Raw genomic sequence first — 17,587 nt, 5'->3', positions numbered from 1 at the left:
ATCCAGTTCGTTTTTTTGAGAAAACATATAGGCGACTACAAACTAATGCGATAGGCGGTTGGGTACCCGATTCGCAAACCGTAAATGACTGCATTGGGATATTTGGCAAGTAGCTGTTTTGTAGCGACCAAATCGTCAGCGTTGATTTCGTATTCCCCTGTTTCAATGTCTATGACCAAGAACTTGCCTTTGTGCTGAGGATTCACTTTGTCACGGATCTGTTGTACATATATTGCTTCACTGCGTGATTCGATTTCCTGAGACGTATAATTAGTATAGGGCAGGGTTTTTCTCCTTCAAGGTTTCAGGCGGTCAAGCACTATCACATCGCCCGGATTAAACAAGGTCCTCCTCCTCTGGATAAAGTGTCGCCGCGTACTGTAAGGAGACCGTGGTTAAATCTTTTTTATCTTGTTCGTTCCAGGTGTCACTCTGGTTCTCAACAGATAGCTCTTGTAAAATCAGCACTGCGAGACGAAACTGTTCGTCAGGTGGTAGGGTTTGAACGGTTTCGGCAAAGATTTCTTGTGCGGTCAGTGCCATATTGGTTTCTCCATTAAGATAACCATTACTACATGGTGCTGTACGTAGCGGCCTGGTGGAAAAAGAGATTTGATGTTACTCCCATAATACCTAAAAATGTGTTTTGATCACTCAGAAGGCTGGGAGCTGTTTTTACTTATGTTTGCCACAGTGATGCAGCGTGGTTCCTTGGCAATCATCCTCCAGGATTGACCGCTGAGCATCCATTTGTTCGCAGTGGTAATCGGGTTTGGAATCGGTAGCACTCGGTAGTTTTCATTATCCAGACGTTCGACGACGTAGAGGTACCAAGCGACCCCGTTCGATGTTTCAAAAGCCTTGCGTATCTGTGCCCGGCTCAGTTCGACAACTTCATCATCGATCCACTTACAGCCTTTGCCTTTGACTTCGATCAGGCGTTCCAATCCCGTATCAGGATCAACGCTACGTAGGTCCCAGCCTTCTTGATGTGGATCACCCAACTCTGGAATACGACCAGACTCACGCTCGTACTGAGCGGCAACTTCGCGATATATCTCGTCGCCAAGTAATTCATTTTCACTTCTCGTAGGATCCTCTGACCCGTTTGCATCGTAATTTTCGTCGTCTGGAGCGACCTCGCCTTTTAGGCTATTTTTAAGTTCCTCCGCCAAAGCTCGTTGTCGTGCCAGAGCACGTTTTCGAGTAAAGGACCCGCCATTTCCTGTAGTATGTTCGTAGTTGGGATCTGTCTGATTTTTCCGGTCATCATCGGCTCCATTGCCCTGACCGCTCACCCTCTCCTGTGTTTGGGTTTCCTCACCCGATGGCTGACTTGAGAATTCAGAAGGTAATTCAAAGTCTTGGGCGAAGGAGCGCATAAACTTCTGCACTGCAAGCTGAAAATCCGCTTCAAGGTCAATCGCTCCCAACATGCCGGTGAGGTCTGCAGAGAGATCTCCGCGCTGACCGAAGGAAAAGTGGCGCAGCAGTTCTTTGGCTGCATCCGCCCCAAACTGAACGGGCCTACCTGTGACCGTCAAACAACCGTCGTGCAAGCGCGCATTCACGGGCACGTTTTCTTCGTCAGTATCACCGACACGAACCGAGAGGCTAAGCGTCTCGACGCAATCAATGTGTAGATCCAATTGGTGCTCATTTGCGCGTCTCATTTGCTCACTTCCCCGCACATGCCGAAGAAGGTTGCAAATGAGACGAAACTTGCGAGACCAATTAGTTGCAATGGATGCCCCTTTTTGCCAATCCATCTCGATGCACGACGACAGAGTTTGCAGTCCCAAGGCTGTTGAGGTACGAAGTTGCTCGCTTTGAGAATTGCCCAGATGTCCGCCAGTGACAGTTCGCAATTCAACTCCACTGGGAAGAAATCGTCGGTCTTCAAGGTCGTCGAAGTAGATGTCGTCAGTGCCGTTCAATGCGATCCATTCCCGGTCGGCGAAGACCATTGCTTCGGATAGGACAACATTCCACTGCTCGGAAAGCGGGATGTCTTCATCGCAGTCAGCGAGACAATGCGCATACGCCGTTGGTAGCACATCGCGCACTTCGTTCGCCAAGCCTTCCGGCGAAGATTGGGCACGCTGCCAGACCTCTTGAATGTATTCCAGTGCCTGTTTACCTGTCGTCGTCTCCGGGAACTTGTATGGGAAGTCGGGGTGTGATAGTTCTATTTGTAACGCTTCGTCGATGCGCGTCAACGGAAAGATCCAGCCACCGAGTGTGCCTCGCAGTTGCCCCCCGGTTTGCTGAACGATTCGCAGAAGTGGCACTCGTTTGCCCTCACTGGAGGGTAACGTCAAATTTACCAAAGCCCTTTTGAAATACTCCCTATCCTCATCTGTTTCAATCTCTTCGCGGATCTCGCGGATAAGCGAACCGAGTTCAGTAGAATCCAGTTGGCTCCCTAGTGTCAAAAGTTTTTGGAGTGATCGTGCTTCGGGAATGGCAGTACCGAACTTCACCCCTTCATCGTTTAGTACATCAATAAGGTCGGCAGATAGAACTGCAACTGGTGCATTCTCTCGCGCTGGATCGTGAGTTGGGAGAACATCCTCCGAGCGTCTGAGTTGACTGTCGGTACAGGGCACCCATGCGAGTTGGGAGAGTTTACGTACCCAGCGGGAGCTATGTGTTCCCTTTGGGTTGTAAGAGGAATAGTAAAAGTAGGAGACATTTCTGAAGCCCGTGTTGTGCAGGTTACGGAAGCCATCCTCAATCCAAGTATAGATTGCTCTCCTTACTCCATTAGGTGCGCTCGGATCCGGAAGAGTTGGCTCAATGTCGAAATCGAAGAGTTTGTAACCGGACCTATTCGACTTGTACACACTGCACCCAAGAAATTCTTCCACTTGTCGCCACTCCCTTCGGGATCGATGCGATTGAATTGACCGCACTTCAAGGGCACCCTTGGCACCGGCATCTTCAAAAAAAGCCCGCCACTGGTATGATCTTGCAGAATCAGGATCCTTGTCTATATAGTCAGCAGAAATAGACCATAATGCTGGAAACAACAGTCGGCGACTTTGGCCGTGCTCAACATAAGGATCGGCTAAGAGTGCCTCATCAACGGGGACGCCTTTTTTGATGCCATCCGATTCTACCAGAACATGGGTGATCAGATCAGGACGGTTGCGGTGCCTGGCCCAATGACCGAGTGGAACGAGTATCGACCAGTCTGGTGCCGATGCTGTCGCCAGGGCATTCACGGCTATCTCAACGATCTCTTGAAGACTTACGAGGCGTGCGTATTCATTAAGCCATGTCCAAGCCTTTGACAAATGCAATTTTGTATCCTCGCCAGTTCCCTGTCGCAACGCACGGATCCAAGCAGATGGTAAACAGTGGTCTGCGTCTGGAAGGCTTGAGCGTATAAACTTACGCACATCCTTGCCGCCGGGTTCCTTCTCTGTAGGTAGGGCTTCGTTGAAGAACCTTACCTCATTGACGGAGACCCAAGCACCGCTATCTGTTCTCACACAGCGTAAGTCTGTCGTTATCCAGTCTTCATTAGCAACTGTTAAATCGTAAATAGCCGCCCATAAATGAAAAAGCAAATCTTGACGTTCCGATTCATTGACACCAAGTGCATTCCACCAGTCCTCCAGGCCGTCCGCCCATACCCGTTCAAGTTCTTGCGGTGACATTTCGCTCAAAAATTCATTATAGCTGAGCAATTTTCGTGTATCAGAGCCAAGTATTTCACCTGCGAGCACTGGCCCTTTGAGGAGAACTGCTGGTCGCAAGTCTGGTTTCTTTGTAAACGCATCAGCTAAGGCTGTGGGGGGAATGATAGTCTTACCCGGCTTTGAAAAAGTCAAAACGCCCGAAGCCTCTGTCCACACAGGCAACACCGCAGAGTCCTCAATCAGTCCTTGCAACCGGCGCAACCACCGATCTTTGGTCAGCAATGCTTCGAGACCGTTTGCATCGGGAGAAGATGGTTTGAGCGCGGAGAATGCCGCCTTAATTTTTTTTGGTGTCGGCAACGTTGGCACCCACTTGAGGAAGTTCGCCAATACGTCCGCGATCTGGTCCACGATGTCGCTTTGCCAAGCGTTTTCCTCAATTTCCAGAAGCCCGGTGCGCGAGATGGTTAGCAGCCAGTCCGCATGGATGTGGAGACCGAACGGGAGTTTAACATCAGTTGGTAGAGTGGCGTAAACTCGGCCTCTGGACGGAGGTGCGGGAACACCATTGTCGTCTAACGGCAATACGCCCAACACGCGGCGAGATCGAGCCGCCGCGCTATATACCTGCTCGCGTTCTTCTGGTTTGGGCTGGATTTTTCGGTGTTCCAGCAGACGAGCAATAGCATCTCGAGATGGCTCGTATTTCACGAAGAATATCTGCCAAAGCAGATTTTCCTTTTCTGAGAGTGCGACAGCTTCTCTACATTCATCAGAATCTCCCGTAACCCCAAGTTCCCATACTTGTTTATCCACCTCTAGACGAGTCAGTCCGCATGAAGCCAGGATTGCGAGTAGCGTGCGGTCTTCGCCGGGAAGAAATCGAGCCAGATCTGATCGAAGATCCATCTTAGAGTCCAAGCACTGACACATCTCGAATCGCGTGGTAAAACCATCAATGGGAGCTTCGATTGTATCATCCCATTGCGGGATTACGGCACCGAGCATGTCGCGTTGCAAATCCCCGTACTCTTCGCCCTGCTTCTGGGGAACCTCATAGCGGAACGTCCAACCCCATCCCGATACCCGTGCTTCCCCAAAGCGTTTGAAGACGCTCTTGAAACCGATGCCCATGAAACCAACGGACGCAGCACCTTTGGTGGATCTAAAGACCTGAGACAGCCCCTTGACATCCTTTTTTTTAATTGGGGTCTGCCCATCGTGTTGGAAAATCAAGGCTTGATCATCTTTCGCAAGACGCAGTGAGATAGAGTTGGCCTTGGCATCAAGCGCGTTTTGGACCAGTTCAAAGAGGTATATCCAGCGGTTTTCGAAGGTTAGGTCGAGTGCGCGGAGCACTCCATTCCCTTCGGGCGTGCCGTAGAACTGCCGATTCGATTCGGCTAGGGATTTAACAAAGTTTCTTTTTGTCATGTGATGGTAGCTTATTTTTTCAGGTTGACGTTGAGCATAATTACAACATAGCGAACAATAGATAGAGAATCGGATGGCGGCATTCCGGACATTGGGTTAGGCTAAGGGTTAATCTCATACCGGGTCTGGCTTTTGCCGTGACCAATGCGTGGATGTCGCAAGTTATGTCGCAAGATTGTCACAAGTTCAGTTGGCATTCTTTATCGCCATTCACATAATCCACGCTAATTTCTACGGAAACTGTGTGAGAAAGTCTGTGGCTGTTACGATATGGATAGTTTTATAGCTTCCAAGTGGTAAAAGATGACGGCGATCTCCGGTAATGATGTGGGTTGCCGATCCCACAACGGCACATTCGATCACTTTGTCGTCGTCTGAATCAGCGGTAATGACTTTGAGTGTGTTGGTAATCCTGACCAGCCGTAGAAAACCCAGGAGATCTGCAACTGTATCTGTGGTTTGGGATGGCGAAAAATTGAGTTTGGTGGTGAGTTTCTCTGCCAATTCATTCAGTATTTCTGGACAGGTTAAGCCTTCAATTTTGCTCTGTCGTGCCAGTTCAAGACAGCGATATGGGTTGCCTCCCCAGCCGATACTGGACAACAGAATGTTTGTATCATAAACGACTATGGGTTGCATTCGCGATCCTCATGGATGAGGTCATCGACAAAATTCTCGCGTTCCGCTTCGGTCATCGTGTCCCAATCCAATCCCCGAGACGCACATAACTTTCGAAGCTGCGCTTCGGCATAGTCCATGCGTGCCGCTCGATTGACTTCTGCCTGTTCTGCAAGCGCGAGTAATACTGCTCGCTTCTCTTCCGGCGGTATCTGCTGGACAAAATCAATGACCTGATCGGTTGTTAATTCAACAGTCAAATTCATGTCAATCACTTCCTTTCAATTCATATATCTCGATGTTGGCGAGGGCAGTCATAAGGTTGGTCATGTCTCAGGCGCGGGCTGTCTCGAATCCCACCAGGTTGCGGGTTTCCCGGCTGAACTCTACGGCGATGAGATGTATCGGCTCACCGCGGCCACGGTATTTGTCGGCGTAGCGTTTCTGTTTCAGTTGCGCCATTGCGGTGCCTTCGGATGCTAATTCGACTACTTTGAACTCGAACAGATACACATTGCCGTTGAAGCGAACTGCCATGTCCAGACGACCATGGCTGCTGCTGTCCTCCACAACGATGTCCAATCCCACCGATGCGAAGTAGGAGTAGAACACGCTGGCGTAATAGCCTTCGTAATTCGCTATGTCGTTGTTTGTGTGCCACTGGTAGGGAATGCTGGCGAAGAATGCCTTGAACAGATTTTCCAGGCCAGCGAAGTCATTGACCAGCAACAGGTCGTATAGGCGGGCAATGTGCTCTGCCTGCTGCGTCGGGTTCCCGGTCAAGTGGTTCAGCAGGCTTCTGTTCAAGCTCTGGCGCACTTCCTGGTTTGGATAGCCCAGACGGTAGTAGGTCAGGCTACCGCGCGGTTCGGTCTGGTGTATGGTCTGATAGCCAGTCTGAAATAGCAGTGCTTGAGTGGCGATATCGTCAACGTCAAATGTAGATAATAATTCGTCGCTGCCCAGCATATCGTCCAGGTCTATAGAACTCACTCCGCGATCTACTAACGTGTTGACCAGAAACGTCGGTGTGCCGGTCTCGAACCAGTAGGCGCGAAACTCGCGGTTGCGGAACAAGAGGAGGATGTCGAAGGGGTTGTACACTTTCTCCTCCCCTCGCCAGGAATAGCCGTTATACCACTTGCGGATTTGGTCTCGGTCCAGGCCGGGCAGTTCTGGCGCGAATACCGTGTCGAGGTCCTCTTCGGTGTAGCCGCATAAGGCGGAGTAATGCGGGTCGATGGTGATGTCAGTAAGGTTGTTGAGGCCCGAAAAGAGGCTGACTTTGGAGAATTTGCTGACGCCCGTGAGGAAAGTGAACTTGATATACGCGTCGCTGTCCTTGATGGTCGCGTACAGGCCGCGCAAGAAGTCGCGGTTGGCGCGTGCGACTTCTGGTACGTCGAGTGCGTCCAGAATTGGCTTGTCGTATTCATCTACCAGAACGGCCACTGGCTGCCCGGCACGGTCATGCAGCGCCTCTATCAGATAGGCGAAACGCTCGGGCGCGGTGGTGTAGTCGGACTTTATGCCCTCTCGACGTTCAACTGCGTCCAGTTGTGCCATCAAGTTCGTCTGTAGATATCCCGGCTCTTTGAAGTTGCCTCGACCAAAACTCAGACGAATCACCGGATGGCGAACAGACCAGTCCCAGTGGTCGTGGATGTGAAGCCCATCGAACAATGGTTCATTGCCTTCGAACAGTTCCTTCAGCGTGTCCAGAAACAGGCTCTTGCCAAAGCGACGCGGGCGCGACAGGAAGTAGTGTTTGCCCTCGTCTATCATCCGCCGAATATAGGGTGTCTTATCGACGTAGTAGTAGTTCTCTTCTCGCATCTCACGGAAGGTCTGAATGCCGATGGGTAGTCTGCGTCTGGTCATGATTTGCTCCTGTTTGCCCTCTTCAAATAGATCCTACAGCCGGATCCAATCTGATAGGTTCTCGTGCTGGAAAATCATGGTCTCCTGGATGTTCGACATCCGTCCTTTTCCCGCTTCTCTGGCTCGTTGGTACATCGCGTATGCAATAGCCACATCGACATAGGCCAGGCCAACTGCGTTGAAGTAGGCCCGTTCTTCGGGGGTCTCCCTTCCTCCTTTTTCACCAGAGACGACTTCGACGAGGTTCGCGTAAATGTCCTCATCCGAGAGTTGTCCGTCCTTATACATGCGACTGAGCGTTTGCGTTCTGTGCTTCACGGTTTCCCAATCGTCGCACACAATTTTATCGCATTGTTTCGCCACGTCGTACTCGTCCTCCCAGCCGCCGATATGGCTGTAGAAAGTGCCGGGCTTTATCCATGCCGCTTTGAGAAGTGGGGCTTGTGCGCTCGTGGCTGTGACGAGAATGTCGGCGCCCTCTATGGCCCGCTGTGCATTTGTATGGGCGGCGGAAAAACGCATGTCTCGAAAGAGGGCAGCCATTTCGTCGATGAATTGCTGCTCTTCGTGGTCATGCTTGGCAGAAACCCGGCACTCCTCAAGGCCTGGAAACACCGTCTTCATGGCGATCAAGTGCATCTTGGCCTGCTCCCCTGCTCCAATGAAGGCAATGCTCCTGGAATCCGGTCTTGCGAAATGCCTGGCGGCAATGCCACCCATCGCACCCACGCGCATATTCGAGCACAGGGTGCCGTCCATAAAGGCGATGGGGTAGCCTTTCTCGATCTCGGATAGGATGAAGACCGCAGAGAGATTCTGCTGGCCGTATTTCTCGGGATTGAACGGGAATACGGATACCCACTTAGCCCCACATATTTTTTCGGGCAAGAGGGTCGCAGGCAGGCAGTTAATGCGTTCCTGGGTGTCCTCATTGAAAATCTGAACTACTTTTTCTGGAAAAAGGATGTCGTTTTTTTGGTAGGCGAGCATGGCGTTTTCCGCTGCGCTCATTGCCAACCGTATGTCCAGGCATCCGGCTTGCAGAAGGTCTTCTTGAGAGAGGAAGAGACATTCGATGCGATGCTTATCCGTCATGGATTCTCCTTTTTTAGAGATTGACCCGCAGATTGCCCGCGTGATGCGAGTCCAATATGCCCAGCATGATTTGAAGTGTTTTTCTGGCTTCGCGGGCGGGCGAGACGAGTGTGCCGCCGTTTTCCAGGACGTGGATGAGTTCCGAGACTGCGCCAATTTGTCGGATCGATATATACGGCTCTACGGGGACTGCTGCCTGCGACCACCAGCGCGGTTCTTGTGGGGTAATAACCTCAAATTTTTGATCTGAGATTTCAATCCGTCCATTTTCACAGGTTAGAGAAAATTTTGATCCGTTAAACGCCATTTTGTGGCAGTTGTAAAATGCGCGTACGTCATTGTCAAAATGGATGTACGCAGAGGCATAAGGGTCGGTCGCTGGATCGTGTCCGCCATCGCCTTTGTATTCGGTGAAGTGCTCGAAGCCGGGTTCCAGTTCGCCGACCAGCCATTCGGGGTTCGCTTCGGCAAAGAAGCACATCATGTCGATCATGTGCGTGCCGTTGCGGAACATCATGGCGCGCGTTCCGAATTGGTCGCAGACGATGGTTCGCAAACGGCCCATTTCGCCGGATCGGATCATTTCCCGTGCTTGTAGATAACTCGGATACCAGCGGCGCGTGTGTTCTATCGAGAGCGGTACGTTATTTGCTTCGGCGGCTGCGATCATGCGGTCGGCGTCTTCCATGGTTGTGGCAATGGGTTTTTCACACAGGATTGCCTGTGCCGATCCTTCGGCGGCGGCTACTGTGATGTCGGCGTGTGCGTGATCAGATGTCACGACACTGACGAGGTCGGGCTGCTCTTTGTCCAGCATTTCCCTGAAATCTGTGTATGTGTTCACATCGGGCCAGATGTCGCCCCATCGCTCGCAGAAGTCATCCAGTACTTCCTGGCGCAGGTCGCATACGCCGACGACTTCTGTCTGTGCGTGTTTGTGATATGCCGATGCGTGCGACGGTGGCATGGCGCCAAAGACGGGTCCTCTTGTTTCATGCGGGCGGCTGGCACCAATGCCCGTCAAGCCTACGATTACAGCGCGGTACGTGTTCATCTTGTCCCTCCTATTGAAAATAAAAAACGATTTGTTTACATTCAAATGGACAAATAGAATGACCAGTTATATATTATGCTAAATTCAAACGGAGCATACGATATGAAAACAATTGGAGTCTCAAAGTTCAAGGAGCAGTGTCTGGCCTTGTTGGATCAATTGGATGCCGAAGGTTTGGTCGTTACCAAACGCGGCAAGCCGGTCGCGTGCGTCATACCTTATGACCAATTGTGCGCTGATCTGATCGGCAGTTTGCATCACAAAGTCAAGGTCCGTGGCGACATCTTTACGACCGACGTCCAATGGGAAGCAGATGCTCAATCTTGATACGCATATCCTTATCTTCGCGGTCAGTGGCGATCTTCGACCAGCCGAGCAGGCCTTGTTGTCGCAGAACAGGTGGTCTGTTTCAGCCATTGTGTTCTGGGAACTGGCTAAGCTCGTTCAACTCGGTCGTCTTGATATGGACCTCGATGACCGAGATGTGGTCCGCACACTGAGCCGTCTGCATGTGTGGCCGATTGATCTTGCTGTTGCGCGTGCCTCAACGCAACTCGACTTTCGAAGCGACCCTGCGGACGAACTTATTGCCGCTACCAGCGTCGTTCATGATATTCCATTGCTCACACGCGATCGCACCATACGACGTTCAAAAGTTGTTCCAATGGCCTTGCAGGTCTAATGGTCAGACTTTTCAATCTAGTAAACGATTAACCACATGGTCCTCTGTTGTGATGAGAGGATGTTGTTCATTTTGCAAGGGCAAGGTGACTGGTTCGCCTGTGTGTGCGGCTTGATAGGCGGCTGTTGTGAGCAGGGCAACGGATAGTCCGTCTTCTGCACTGGTGACGGGTTTTGCGTCTTGCTCGATGCAGTCGATGAGATGCGACACACAGGCCGCCAATCCCGCTGCTCTGGGCGGTGGTGTATCGACGAGTTGTCCGTTGACGGAATATCCCATGCGATCTACCTGAACCCAAGCGCCTTCGCCCGTGATGTTGACGCAATCAAATGTGGCATCCTCGCTTCGTGCCTTTGACCTTCCTGCGGTGAGTGTTGCCGTGAAATCGGGATATTCACACCAGAGTGTGGCGATGTCTTCTGTGCCAAATTGCTCGTATTCCTCAAAGTAGAGATTTTGCATTTGGCAACTCACCCTGTTGGGCATGCCAAAAAACCAGAGCAGAGCATCTACGGTATGGCTGCCCAAATTCATCAGTTCACCCCCGCCATTTTGCACGGCTGGCGTCGGATAGCTTACATAAGCCATGAGGTCGCCAAAAAATTGTTTTACGCTGTTGTGGGCATATGCGGAGATATGTCCGTATTCGCTCCGGTCAAGGGCTTCTTTGAGTCTTATCATCGCGGGCGAAAATCGCGAAGGATAGGTTAGCAGTACTTTGTTTGATGCGCCGGCGACAGTATCGACTAATTCTCTGGCTTCGACAACGGTTCGCGCGATGGCTTTATCGACCAGGACGTGTTTGCCACAGTCGAGTGCTTTTTTGATCAGGGTGCGTTTGAGATAAAAGTCCGTGCAGATGGAGACGATATCTACGTTCGGATCTTCCAGGACTGCGTCGTAGTCTTGTGAGACCTCAAGGCCGTAGAGTTGGGATAGGGCCTCGCCTTTGCCTTCGTGGTGCTCTGCCGCTGCGACGATTTCACAATCCTCTCGTTCATACCAGATCGGGCCGTAACTATTCTGGTGCGCCCGATTGCCAATTAGTCCAATGCGATACATGGTTTATTTCCCTCCGTAGGTGGGCGATGAAAATTCGGGCTGCTGTGACCAGTGGTCAACTTTTCCCATTACCCTGTAGAGTTCGGGACGCCGGTCGCTCAGATGGTTTTCATCCGATGCGTCTTTGAGATCGACTTTGTGGATTAACACGTCGGGTACGTTGGATTGCAATTTTGCCGCGACTTTGCCGCGTGGGTCTGTGATCAGGGCTACGTTGGGATGTGTGAAGCATACGAACATCTGATTTTCATAGGATCGCGTGCGCATCCACCATTCATTTTCTTCATGCCACATGCCATAGGTTGGCATGAGACAGATTTTCGCGCCTTTGAGCCGCAATGTGCGAATCGATTCGGGCCATCGGCGGTCCGCACAAATGACTATGCCCACGGTGCCAATGTCGAGGTCGAATACGGGCAGGTCATCGCCGCGCACAAAACGGTGATCGTGCGATTGTAGATGCGTTTTGTAATATGTGCCGACAATTTTTCCCGCGCGGTTCACTAATATAGCGGCATTGTAAAAATATCCCGCGCGTTTTTCAGTGTATCCAAAAACGATGTGGGTGCGTGCTGCGTGTGCCATTTCGCATACCCGTTGGATGTACGCGCTTTGCTCGATGTCCTGAGCGACTTCGGCAAAGTGCTCAGCGGTCCAATTTTTTTCTGTGACTGCGTATCCGTCCAGGAAACATTCCGGGGTTATGAATACGTCTGTATCTTTTCCCTGTGTTTCAAATTGTTTTTCAAATATCGCCCAATTGTTCTCGACATTCCATTTTTCGGGCATGGCTTTCAGCATTCCAATTTTGATTTTATCGGGCATATGGTTTCTCCTTAGCTATACGCCTCTCAGAGCCTGCTCAAAGTCCGCGCATAAGTCCTCTGCGGCTTCGATGCCAACTGCTACTCGGATCAGTCGCTCGGAGATTCCCGCGTCGCGGCGTTCTTCTTCGGTGAGTCCGGAGTGCGATGTTTGTACAGGGCGGGTGATGAGTGTTTCGATGCCGCCCAGGCTGGGTGCGGAGATTGGCAATTGTAGTTTCGATATTACTGCGTCAGCTACGCGGCTGTCGCCGGCTATTTCAAAGCTCAGTACGCCGCCACATCCGTTAAATAGCTTTTTTGCACAGTTGTGTTGCGGGTGGCTGGGTGAGCCAGGGTAATTTACGCGTTCTACGGCGGGGTGATTTTCCAGGAAGGAAGATAGTGCGTGTGCGTTTTCGTTTTGTTTTTCCACGCGCAGGGCGAGTGTTTTCATGCCGCGCAATAAGAGAGAGCAGGCGTGTGGGTCCAGGCAGCCGCCCATGATGTTCAGTCGATGCACAATGCGGGTGATTAGATCGTGCGATCCAATTGCGCAGCCAGCGACGATATCCGAATGTCCGTTCAGATATTTTGTGCAGCTGTGCAAGGAGAGGTCAAAGCCGATTTGCAGGGGGCGGAAGTTTACCGGGGAGGCAAAGGTGTTGTCGATCATGGAGATGAGGTTGTGGGTTTGGGCAAAGGCGACGACGGATGGGAGGTCGGCGACTTCCAGGAGGGGGTTGCTCATGGTTTCGACATAGATGGCGCGGGTTTCGGGGCGGATGAGTTTTTCCCATTCATGTGGCGCGTTTCCGGATACGAAATCCACGTCGATTCCAAAGTCGGCGATGTCGCGTGCCAAAAAGACTCGCGTTCCGCCGTAGAGGCAATTTTGTGCGAGGAGGTGGTCGCCTTTTTTTAATACGGTTAATAGGGCGGTGGTTATGGCTGCCATGCCCGATGCGGTGACTACGGCGGCTTCGCCTCCTGCAATTTGCGCCAATTTTTCATGGACTACGGTGTGATTGGGGGTGTTGTTCAGGCGAAGATATTTTATGTCGTGATAACTGTCTTCACTGCTATATGAAAATGTGGCGCTCTGAAATACGGGTAGCGCGACCGCGCCTTCGTATTTTTTTTCTTCTTCACCTGCGTGGATTAATTGCGTTTCAAGGTTCATGAGTGGTTCCTTATTTTTAATTTTTAATTCGTCTTTTGCTCCATGATTATACATTTCGGTGTTGGGGGCAACCCAAAACACTATTGCCTTATGCTATGGGGATAATAGCCCGTTTCCGCTTGACAGTATTTGGCAGTTTTGATACTTTTATTCGTCTTATGACATTGTGTTGTCTCAAATATACTTAAGTTCTTGATTTTAGCGGATGTAGCTCAACTGGATAGAGCACCTGACTACGGATCAGACGGTTCCGGGTTCGAATCCTGGCATCCGCACCAGATAAGGAGAAGGGGTTACATCGCAATGGTGTAACCCTTTTTTTTGCAAAGTAAAGGCGGGGAGTTATATGACGTGCTTTCTAAAACGTAGCCTGTTTGCTCTGCTGGCTGTTTTTCTGTTCTTACACCCGATTTTTGCTGCTGAAATTCCCCAGGGAGATCCCGCAGAGTTGGGGTTTTCTGCAGAGCGTCTTGCGAAGATCCAGCCCGCAATGCAAGCACTGGTGGATTCTGGGAAGTTTGCCGGTGTTTTGACGCTGATCGCCCGAAAGGGCAGGATTGTGCATTTCGAGACTGCGGGTTTGCGCGATAGGGAATCGAATAAGCCGATGACTGAGGATACGCTTTTTCGCATTTATTCTATGACCAAACCGGTTACCAGTGTTGCGATTATGATGCTCTACGAAGAGGGCAAGCTGAAGATGGACGATCCGGTGTCTAAGTTTATTCCCGAGTTTGCCGATACAAAGGTCTATACGGGTGGCGGGACCGAGAATCCCGTTCTGGTGCCGCTCGAGCGCGAGATAACGATTGCGAATTTGCTCACGCATACGTCTGGTTTGACGTATGGCATTTTTGGGCAGACATCCGTGGATACGCTTTATCGGATTGCGGATTTGTATTCGATTAGATCAAATGTCGAATACGCGCAAAAGGTGGCTCAGCTTCCCCTGCGCTTTCAGCCCGGTACCCGATGGCTCTACAGCGTGGCGACTGATATCCTCGGTCGCGTGGTTGAGGTTGCTTCGGGTATGTCTTTGGGTGCGTTTTTCTCGCAGCGCATTTTTGTGCCTTTGGAGATGGTCGATACGGGTTTTTACGTGCCAGAGGAGAAGCGCGATCGCATGGCTACGCTGTATGGAAAGGACGATGAGGGCAATTTCAGGGTGCGCAACCGTCAGAGCAATATGCGGCGCGATGCACGGGAGTCCGGTGGTGGTGGGTTGGTGAGTACGGCTCGGGATTATCTCCGTTTTTCCCAGATGTTGCTCAATGGGGGTGCGTTGTACGGTACGCGTATTTTGAAGCCGGAGACGATTCAGCTTATGACCGCTAATCATTTGCCGGAGACGGCACGTTACCGACACCGCCGGCGCAAGAGCGATGGTTTTGGGTACGGTTTTTCTGTGATTGTGGATGAGACAGAGACGGCGTGGGAGGACAGGAATGGGACGTATTACTGGTCGGGTATTGCCAAGACGCATTTCTGGATTGATCCGCAAAATGAGATGGTTTCTATGGTGTGGACCCAGTTGCGCGGATCGGGCAATATTACGCGGCCTTTTCAGCCTCTGGTTTACAAGGCGCTTGTTGAGTAGGGAGGCTTGACAAAAGTATCGAACTTTATTAGGTTGTCGCCATCTTGTTGTGAGTGACCCCGTCGTTCAGTGGCCTAGGACACCAGACTCTCACTCTGGAGACGGGGGTTCGACTCCCCTCGGGGTCACCAAAAAATAATAGTATTTTTTTGATACGAAAAAGGTCGTGAGGAATAAACCCTCACGACCTTTTGTTTTTTGAGATGGACTTGCAAGATAAGTTTGGCGACCAACATGTTTGACGTGCTTCAGATGACCGCCGCTTCATCTATGGAAAAGAGATTTTGTTCAGCGTCAAGCGTCGCCTGGATGCCATTTGGAAGAATCATTAGTTACTCAGTCTCATCAGCATCAATAAGTATCTGTTCATACAGATCAGTAGAGACGCGAAAGTCGCAGGCCAGTAATCCATCTATCAACGGCCTAATGGTTGGCAATAGACCTTTGCGCTTCGCTGATAGCAGAACCCCCAATGTGCCAATGACAGGCAGCCTCAACCTGTGAGCCAATCTACGTCCGGGACGTTCATCCAGGATAACCAATCGCGCTTGTATTTCTAAAGCCAGGCTAATTGTTTCACATTCTCCTGATCCCAATGAAGATCGTAGGATAAATGGACTAATAGGCTGCGACAACTCATGTTGTTCAATCCAGTTGGGAATACTTACAGTCGGTGAGATTTCTTCTACAACAGTTGGAGGAACGACAATTGTCTGGAAAAGCTGTTTCATAAGGTCGAGATGATCTATTTGCGCCAAAGCAATCAATGGACTTGCATTGGATATGACGGGCAAATCACTCATAGCTCATCAGCCTGAAGTCGTTCGCGTTTCCATTCCTCCGCATTAAGATCAAAGAAAGCAATGCCCAATTGAGATGCATGCTGAATAAATTCCCAGCGTGACATGTCCAATAATTGAGCTGCTTTGCCACTGGATATGCTGCCTCGGCGATATAGCTCCAGAACAATCATTTCACGAGCCGTTTCTTGAATAGGCTGATTAAGTTCCTGTAATAGAACTGCCAGATCAGCATCAAGAGTTACTGTGACGAGTGACACAACAATCTCCTATTTGATGTTTTTACACTTTTTCTAACAAGAAAATGTAAAAGACTCACCACAGAAAGTCAATCAACGTTCATCTGCATTTATCTGCGTAAAAAGCTCAAATGAACTGGCCTGAGAGGCGGCCAGTTGTACACCGCTCACTCGCGTTTTTTCTGCGTTCAGGCTCGAAGCGGTGTACAATTGCGCCAGCAGTTCATTACTCGCCTTCATTCTGCGGATAAACATGATTTCATAATTTCAGCCTACAGCCTCCGCTTGACAACAGCCACCGTTGAATTGATTGCGGACTTTCGCTGCTTGGACGCCCGTCTAATAATCCTTCAACAGAAATATGCTCGTCGAGACTATCCCAAGCGATTGCACGGTTTTCAAATCCAAAGGGACGCCAATCTTTTCTTTCCCTTGCTGTCCCGTAATACAGCCTGGGATACCATTTAAGAGGAACAGATATACGACGCCCGTCATTTAGGAAGACGGTCAAATGCGTCTCATCTGTTTCAACATTGACAACAGAGGTCGGTGATTTAGATGCCAAAGTGTTCATGTCATTTCTTCTTTTTGCAAAAAATAAGACATTGCGTGTATATTTTACGGGTGTGCAGAAATCAAAAATTACATCTCAATGAGCTATCAGAGTGCGTTGTTTTTATTTTTTAGACTGGATTGCGGCTCAAAACCATGCCGCAATGACGATAGCAACACTATCTGAGTAGCTCAAGAATTTATAACTTGTACCGTTGATTGGTACCTAAGATATTCTAAAAAAATACGCTATGTGTATGTTTTGTGCAATGGGATTGCAAAATGAATAAAAAAAACGGATTCAAGCCTATCGTAATCGGTGTTTCGGGAGGGTCTGCCGCGGGCAAGACGACTTTTACGGATATGCTGGCCGATAGGCTCGCTGATTTTGGACCTGTTGTGCTCAATCAGGACAGCTATTTCCGCGATTGGTCAGCACTGCCAGAAGACGAGCGTGAGCTCAAGCGAACGGCAAACCATCCGCGGGCTGTGCTGTGGGAGCCTTTGATCGCACATGTAAAATGTCTGCGCGAAGGGCAGGCGATTGAAATGCCACCGCCCGGTACGCGCGCGTACCGGCGAGGGGATGATCTCCAAAAGGTTGCGCCTGAGAAGCTGGTTATTGTGGAGGGACATTTGATTTTTTCGCAAGAGGCTCTGAGGGCTTTGCTGGATATCAAGCTGTTTTTGGATGTGGATACACACGAGCGGGTGCTCAGGCGCATGTTGCGCAATACGTCGAGTGGGATGTCGCTGAAAGATGCGGTGGCATGGTATCGCCGGGATGTTGTGCCCAATTATCGCGTCTATACGGAGCCGACGAGAGAGTACGCGGATTTGATTGTGCCATTTGAAGAGGATGTGCAAGTAGCTATAGATGTTGTGGCAAATGGCATACGCAGGATGATTGTGGATGGGAAGGGTTTCAATAGATAGCAAG

17 protein-coding genes and 2 tRNA genes are annotated in these 17,587 nt (G+C 50.5%); 6 read left to right on the top strand and 13 right to left on the bottom strand.

The features are described 5' to 3' along the window. Positions 1 to 336 precede the first annotated feature (336 nt). From F4Y39_16265 to F4Y39_16235, 7 genes are all read right to left on the bottom strand, one after another. Positions 337 to 543 (bottom strand): hypothetical protein, encoded by a 207-nt coding sequence (locus F4Y39_16265; protein ID MYC15277.1) that lies wholly within the window; start codon positions 541 to 543, stop codon positions 337 to 339. Between the two features lie 107 nt (positions 544 to 650). Further along, positions 651 to 5,081, bottom strand: coding sequence for a DUF3883 domain-containing protein (locus tag F4Y39_16260; GenBank protein ID MYC15276.1), 4,431 nt, complete (start codon positions 5,079 to 5,081; stop codon positions 651 to 653). 231 nt (positions 5,082 to 5,312) lie between these two features. Further along, positions 5,313 to 5,720, bottom strand: coding sequence for a putative toxin-antitoxin system toxin component, PIN family (locus tag F4Y39_16255; protein ID MYC15275.1), 408 nt, complete (start codon positions 5,718 to 5,720; stop codon positions 5,313 to 5,315). Next, entirely contained in the window at positions 5,708 to 5,965 is a 258-nt protein-coding gene (locus tag F4Y39_16250) for a hypothetical protein (GenBank protein ID MYC15274.1), read from the bottom strand. Before F4Y39_16250 ends, F4Y39_16255 begins: the two co-directional genes overlap by 13 nt. Before the next feature lie 67 nt (positions 5,966 to 6,032). Continuing rightward, entirely contained in the window at positions 6,033 to 7,580 is a 1,548-nt protein-coding gene (locus F4Y39_16245) for an ATP-binding protein (GenBank protein ID MYC15273.1), read from the bottom strand. A 33-nt stretch (positions 7,581 to 7,613) separates the two neighbouring features. Continuing rightward, the gene (locus F4Y39_16240; GenBank protein ID MYC15272.1) at positions 7,614 to 8,675 is read right to left on the bottom strand and encodes an ornithine cyclodeaminase family protein; all 1,062 of its coding nucleotides are present in this window, start codon (positions 8,673 to 8,675) and stop codon (positions 7,614 to 7,616) included. A gap of 13 nt (positions 8,676 to 8,688) precedes the next feature. Continuing rightward, positions 8,689 to 9,729: a Gfo/Idh/MocA family oxidoreductase gene (locus tag F4Y39_16235; protein MYC15271.1), complete on the bottom strand. Its 1,041-nt coding sequence runs from the start codon at positions 9,727 to 9,729 to the stop codon at positions 8,689 to 8,691. Between the two features lie 75 nt (positions 9,730 to 9,804). On the opposite strand from F4Y39_16235, the gene F4Y39_16230 reads away from it, so the two are divergent. Then, on the top strand, positions 9,805 to 10,056 hold the full coding sequence (locus F4Y39_16230) for a type II toxin-antitoxin system Phd/YefM family antitoxin (GenBank protein MYC15270.1): 252 nt from the start codon (positions 9,805 to 9,807) through the stop codon (positions 10,054 to 10,056). Continuing rightward, the gene (locus tag F4Y39_16225) at positions 10,043 to 10,411 is read left to right on the top strand and encodes a type II toxin-antitoxin system VapC family toxin (protein MYC15269.1); all 369 of its coding nucleotides are present in this window, start codon (positions 10,043 to 10,045) and stop codon (positions 10,409 to 10,411) included. The genes F4Y39_16230 and F4Y39_16225 overlap by 14 nt, the downstream gene beginning before the upstream one ends. Before the next feature lie 12 nt (positions 10,412 to 10,423). Here the strand turns inward: F4Y39_16225 and F4Y39_16220 are convergent, their stop codons facing one another. From F4Y39_16220 to F4Y39_16210, 3 genes are read right to left on the bottom strand one after another with little or no spacing between them, the layout of a single operon-like run. Next, a complete protein-coding gene (locus F4Y39_16220; protein MYC15268.1) occupies positions 10,424 to 11,473 on the bottom strand; it encodes a Gfo/Idh/MocA family oxidoreductase in 1,050 nt (349 codons plus the stop codon). 3 nt (positions 11,474 to 11,476) lie between these two features. Further along, positions 11,477 to 12,298 carry a carbon-nitrogen hydrolase family protein gene (locus F4Y39_16215; GenBank protein MYC15267.1) on the bottom strand — a complete coding sequence of 274 codons (822 nt, stop codon included), beginning with the start codon at positions 12,296 to 12,298 and terminating at the stop codon, positions 11,477 to 11,479. A 15-nt stretch (positions 12,299 to 12,313) separates the two neighbouring features. After that, entirely contained in the window at positions 12,314 to 13,459 is a 1,146-nt protein-coding gene (locus tag F4Y39_16210; protein ID MYC15266.1) for an aminotransferase class I/II-fold pyridoxal phosphate-dependent enzyme, read from the bottom strand. Positions 13,460 to 13,660: 201 nt separating this feature from the next. Between F4Y39_16210 and F4Y39_16205 the strand changes: the two genes are divergently transcribed. From F4Y39_16205 to F4Y39_16195, 3 genes are all read left to right on the top strand, one after another. Beyond that, a tRNA-Arg gene (locus F4Y39_16205) sits at positions 13,661 to 13,737 on the top strand. Positions 13,738 to 13,805: 68 nt separating this feature from the next. Then, positions 13,806 to 15,056, top strand: a complete 1,251-nt coding sequence (locus F4Y39_16200; protein MYC15265.1) for a beta-lactamase family protein — start codon at positions 13,806 to 13,808, stop codon at positions 15,054 to 15,056. A gap of 55 nt (positions 15,057 to 15,111) precedes the next feature. Next, positions 15,112 to 15,187 (top strand) — tRNA-Glu (locus tag F4Y39_16195). A gap of 201 nt (positions 15,188 to 15,388) precedes the next feature. Here F4Y39_16195 and F4Y39_16190 read toward each other — a convergent pair. The 3 genes from F4Y39_16190 to F4Y39_16180 all read right to left on the bottom strand — a co-directional run bounded on the left by F4Y39_16190 (position 15,389) and on the right by F4Y39_16180 (position 16,669). Further along, the gene (locus F4Y39_16190) at positions 15,389 to 15,859 is read right to left on the bottom strand and encodes a DUF3368 domain-containing protein (protein MYC15264.1); all 471 of its coding nucleotides are present in this window, start codon (positions 15,857 to 15,859) and stop codon (positions 15,389 to 15,391) included. Then, positions 15,856 to 16,122: a UPF0175 family protein gene (locus F4Y39_16185; GenBank protein ID MYC15263.1), complete on the bottom strand. Its 267-nt coding sequence runs from the start codon at positions 16,120 to 16,122 to the stop codon at positions 15,856 to 15,858. The genes F4Y39_16190 and F4Y39_16185 overlap by 4 nt, the downstream gene beginning before the upstream one ends. A gap of 232 nt (positions 16,123 to 16,354) precedes the next feature. Further along, on the bottom strand, positions 16,355 to 16,669 hold the full coding sequence (locus tag F4Y39_16180; GenBank protein ID MYC15262.1) for a DUF2442 domain-containing protein: 315 nt from the start codon (positions 16,667 to 16,669) through the stop codon (positions 16,355 to 16,357). 260 nt (positions 16,670 to 16,929) lie between these two features. Between F4Y39_16180 and F4Y39_16175 the strand changes: the two genes are divergently transcribed. Beyond that, positions 16,930 to 17,583, top strand: coding sequence for a uridine kinase (locus F4Y39_16175; protein MYC15261.1), 654 nt, complete (start codon positions 16,930 to 16,932; stop codon positions 17,581 to 17,583). Positions 17,584 to 17,587 lie beyond the last annotated feature (4 nt).

The sequence above is a fragment of the Gemmatimonadota bacterium genome, from assembly GCA_009838845.1.
In the GTDB taxonomy this organism is placed as follows: domain Bacteria; phylum Latescibacterota; class UBA2968; order UBA2968; family UBA2968; genus VXRD01.
This window is presented reverse-complemented; position numbering and strand designations above follow the sequence as displayed.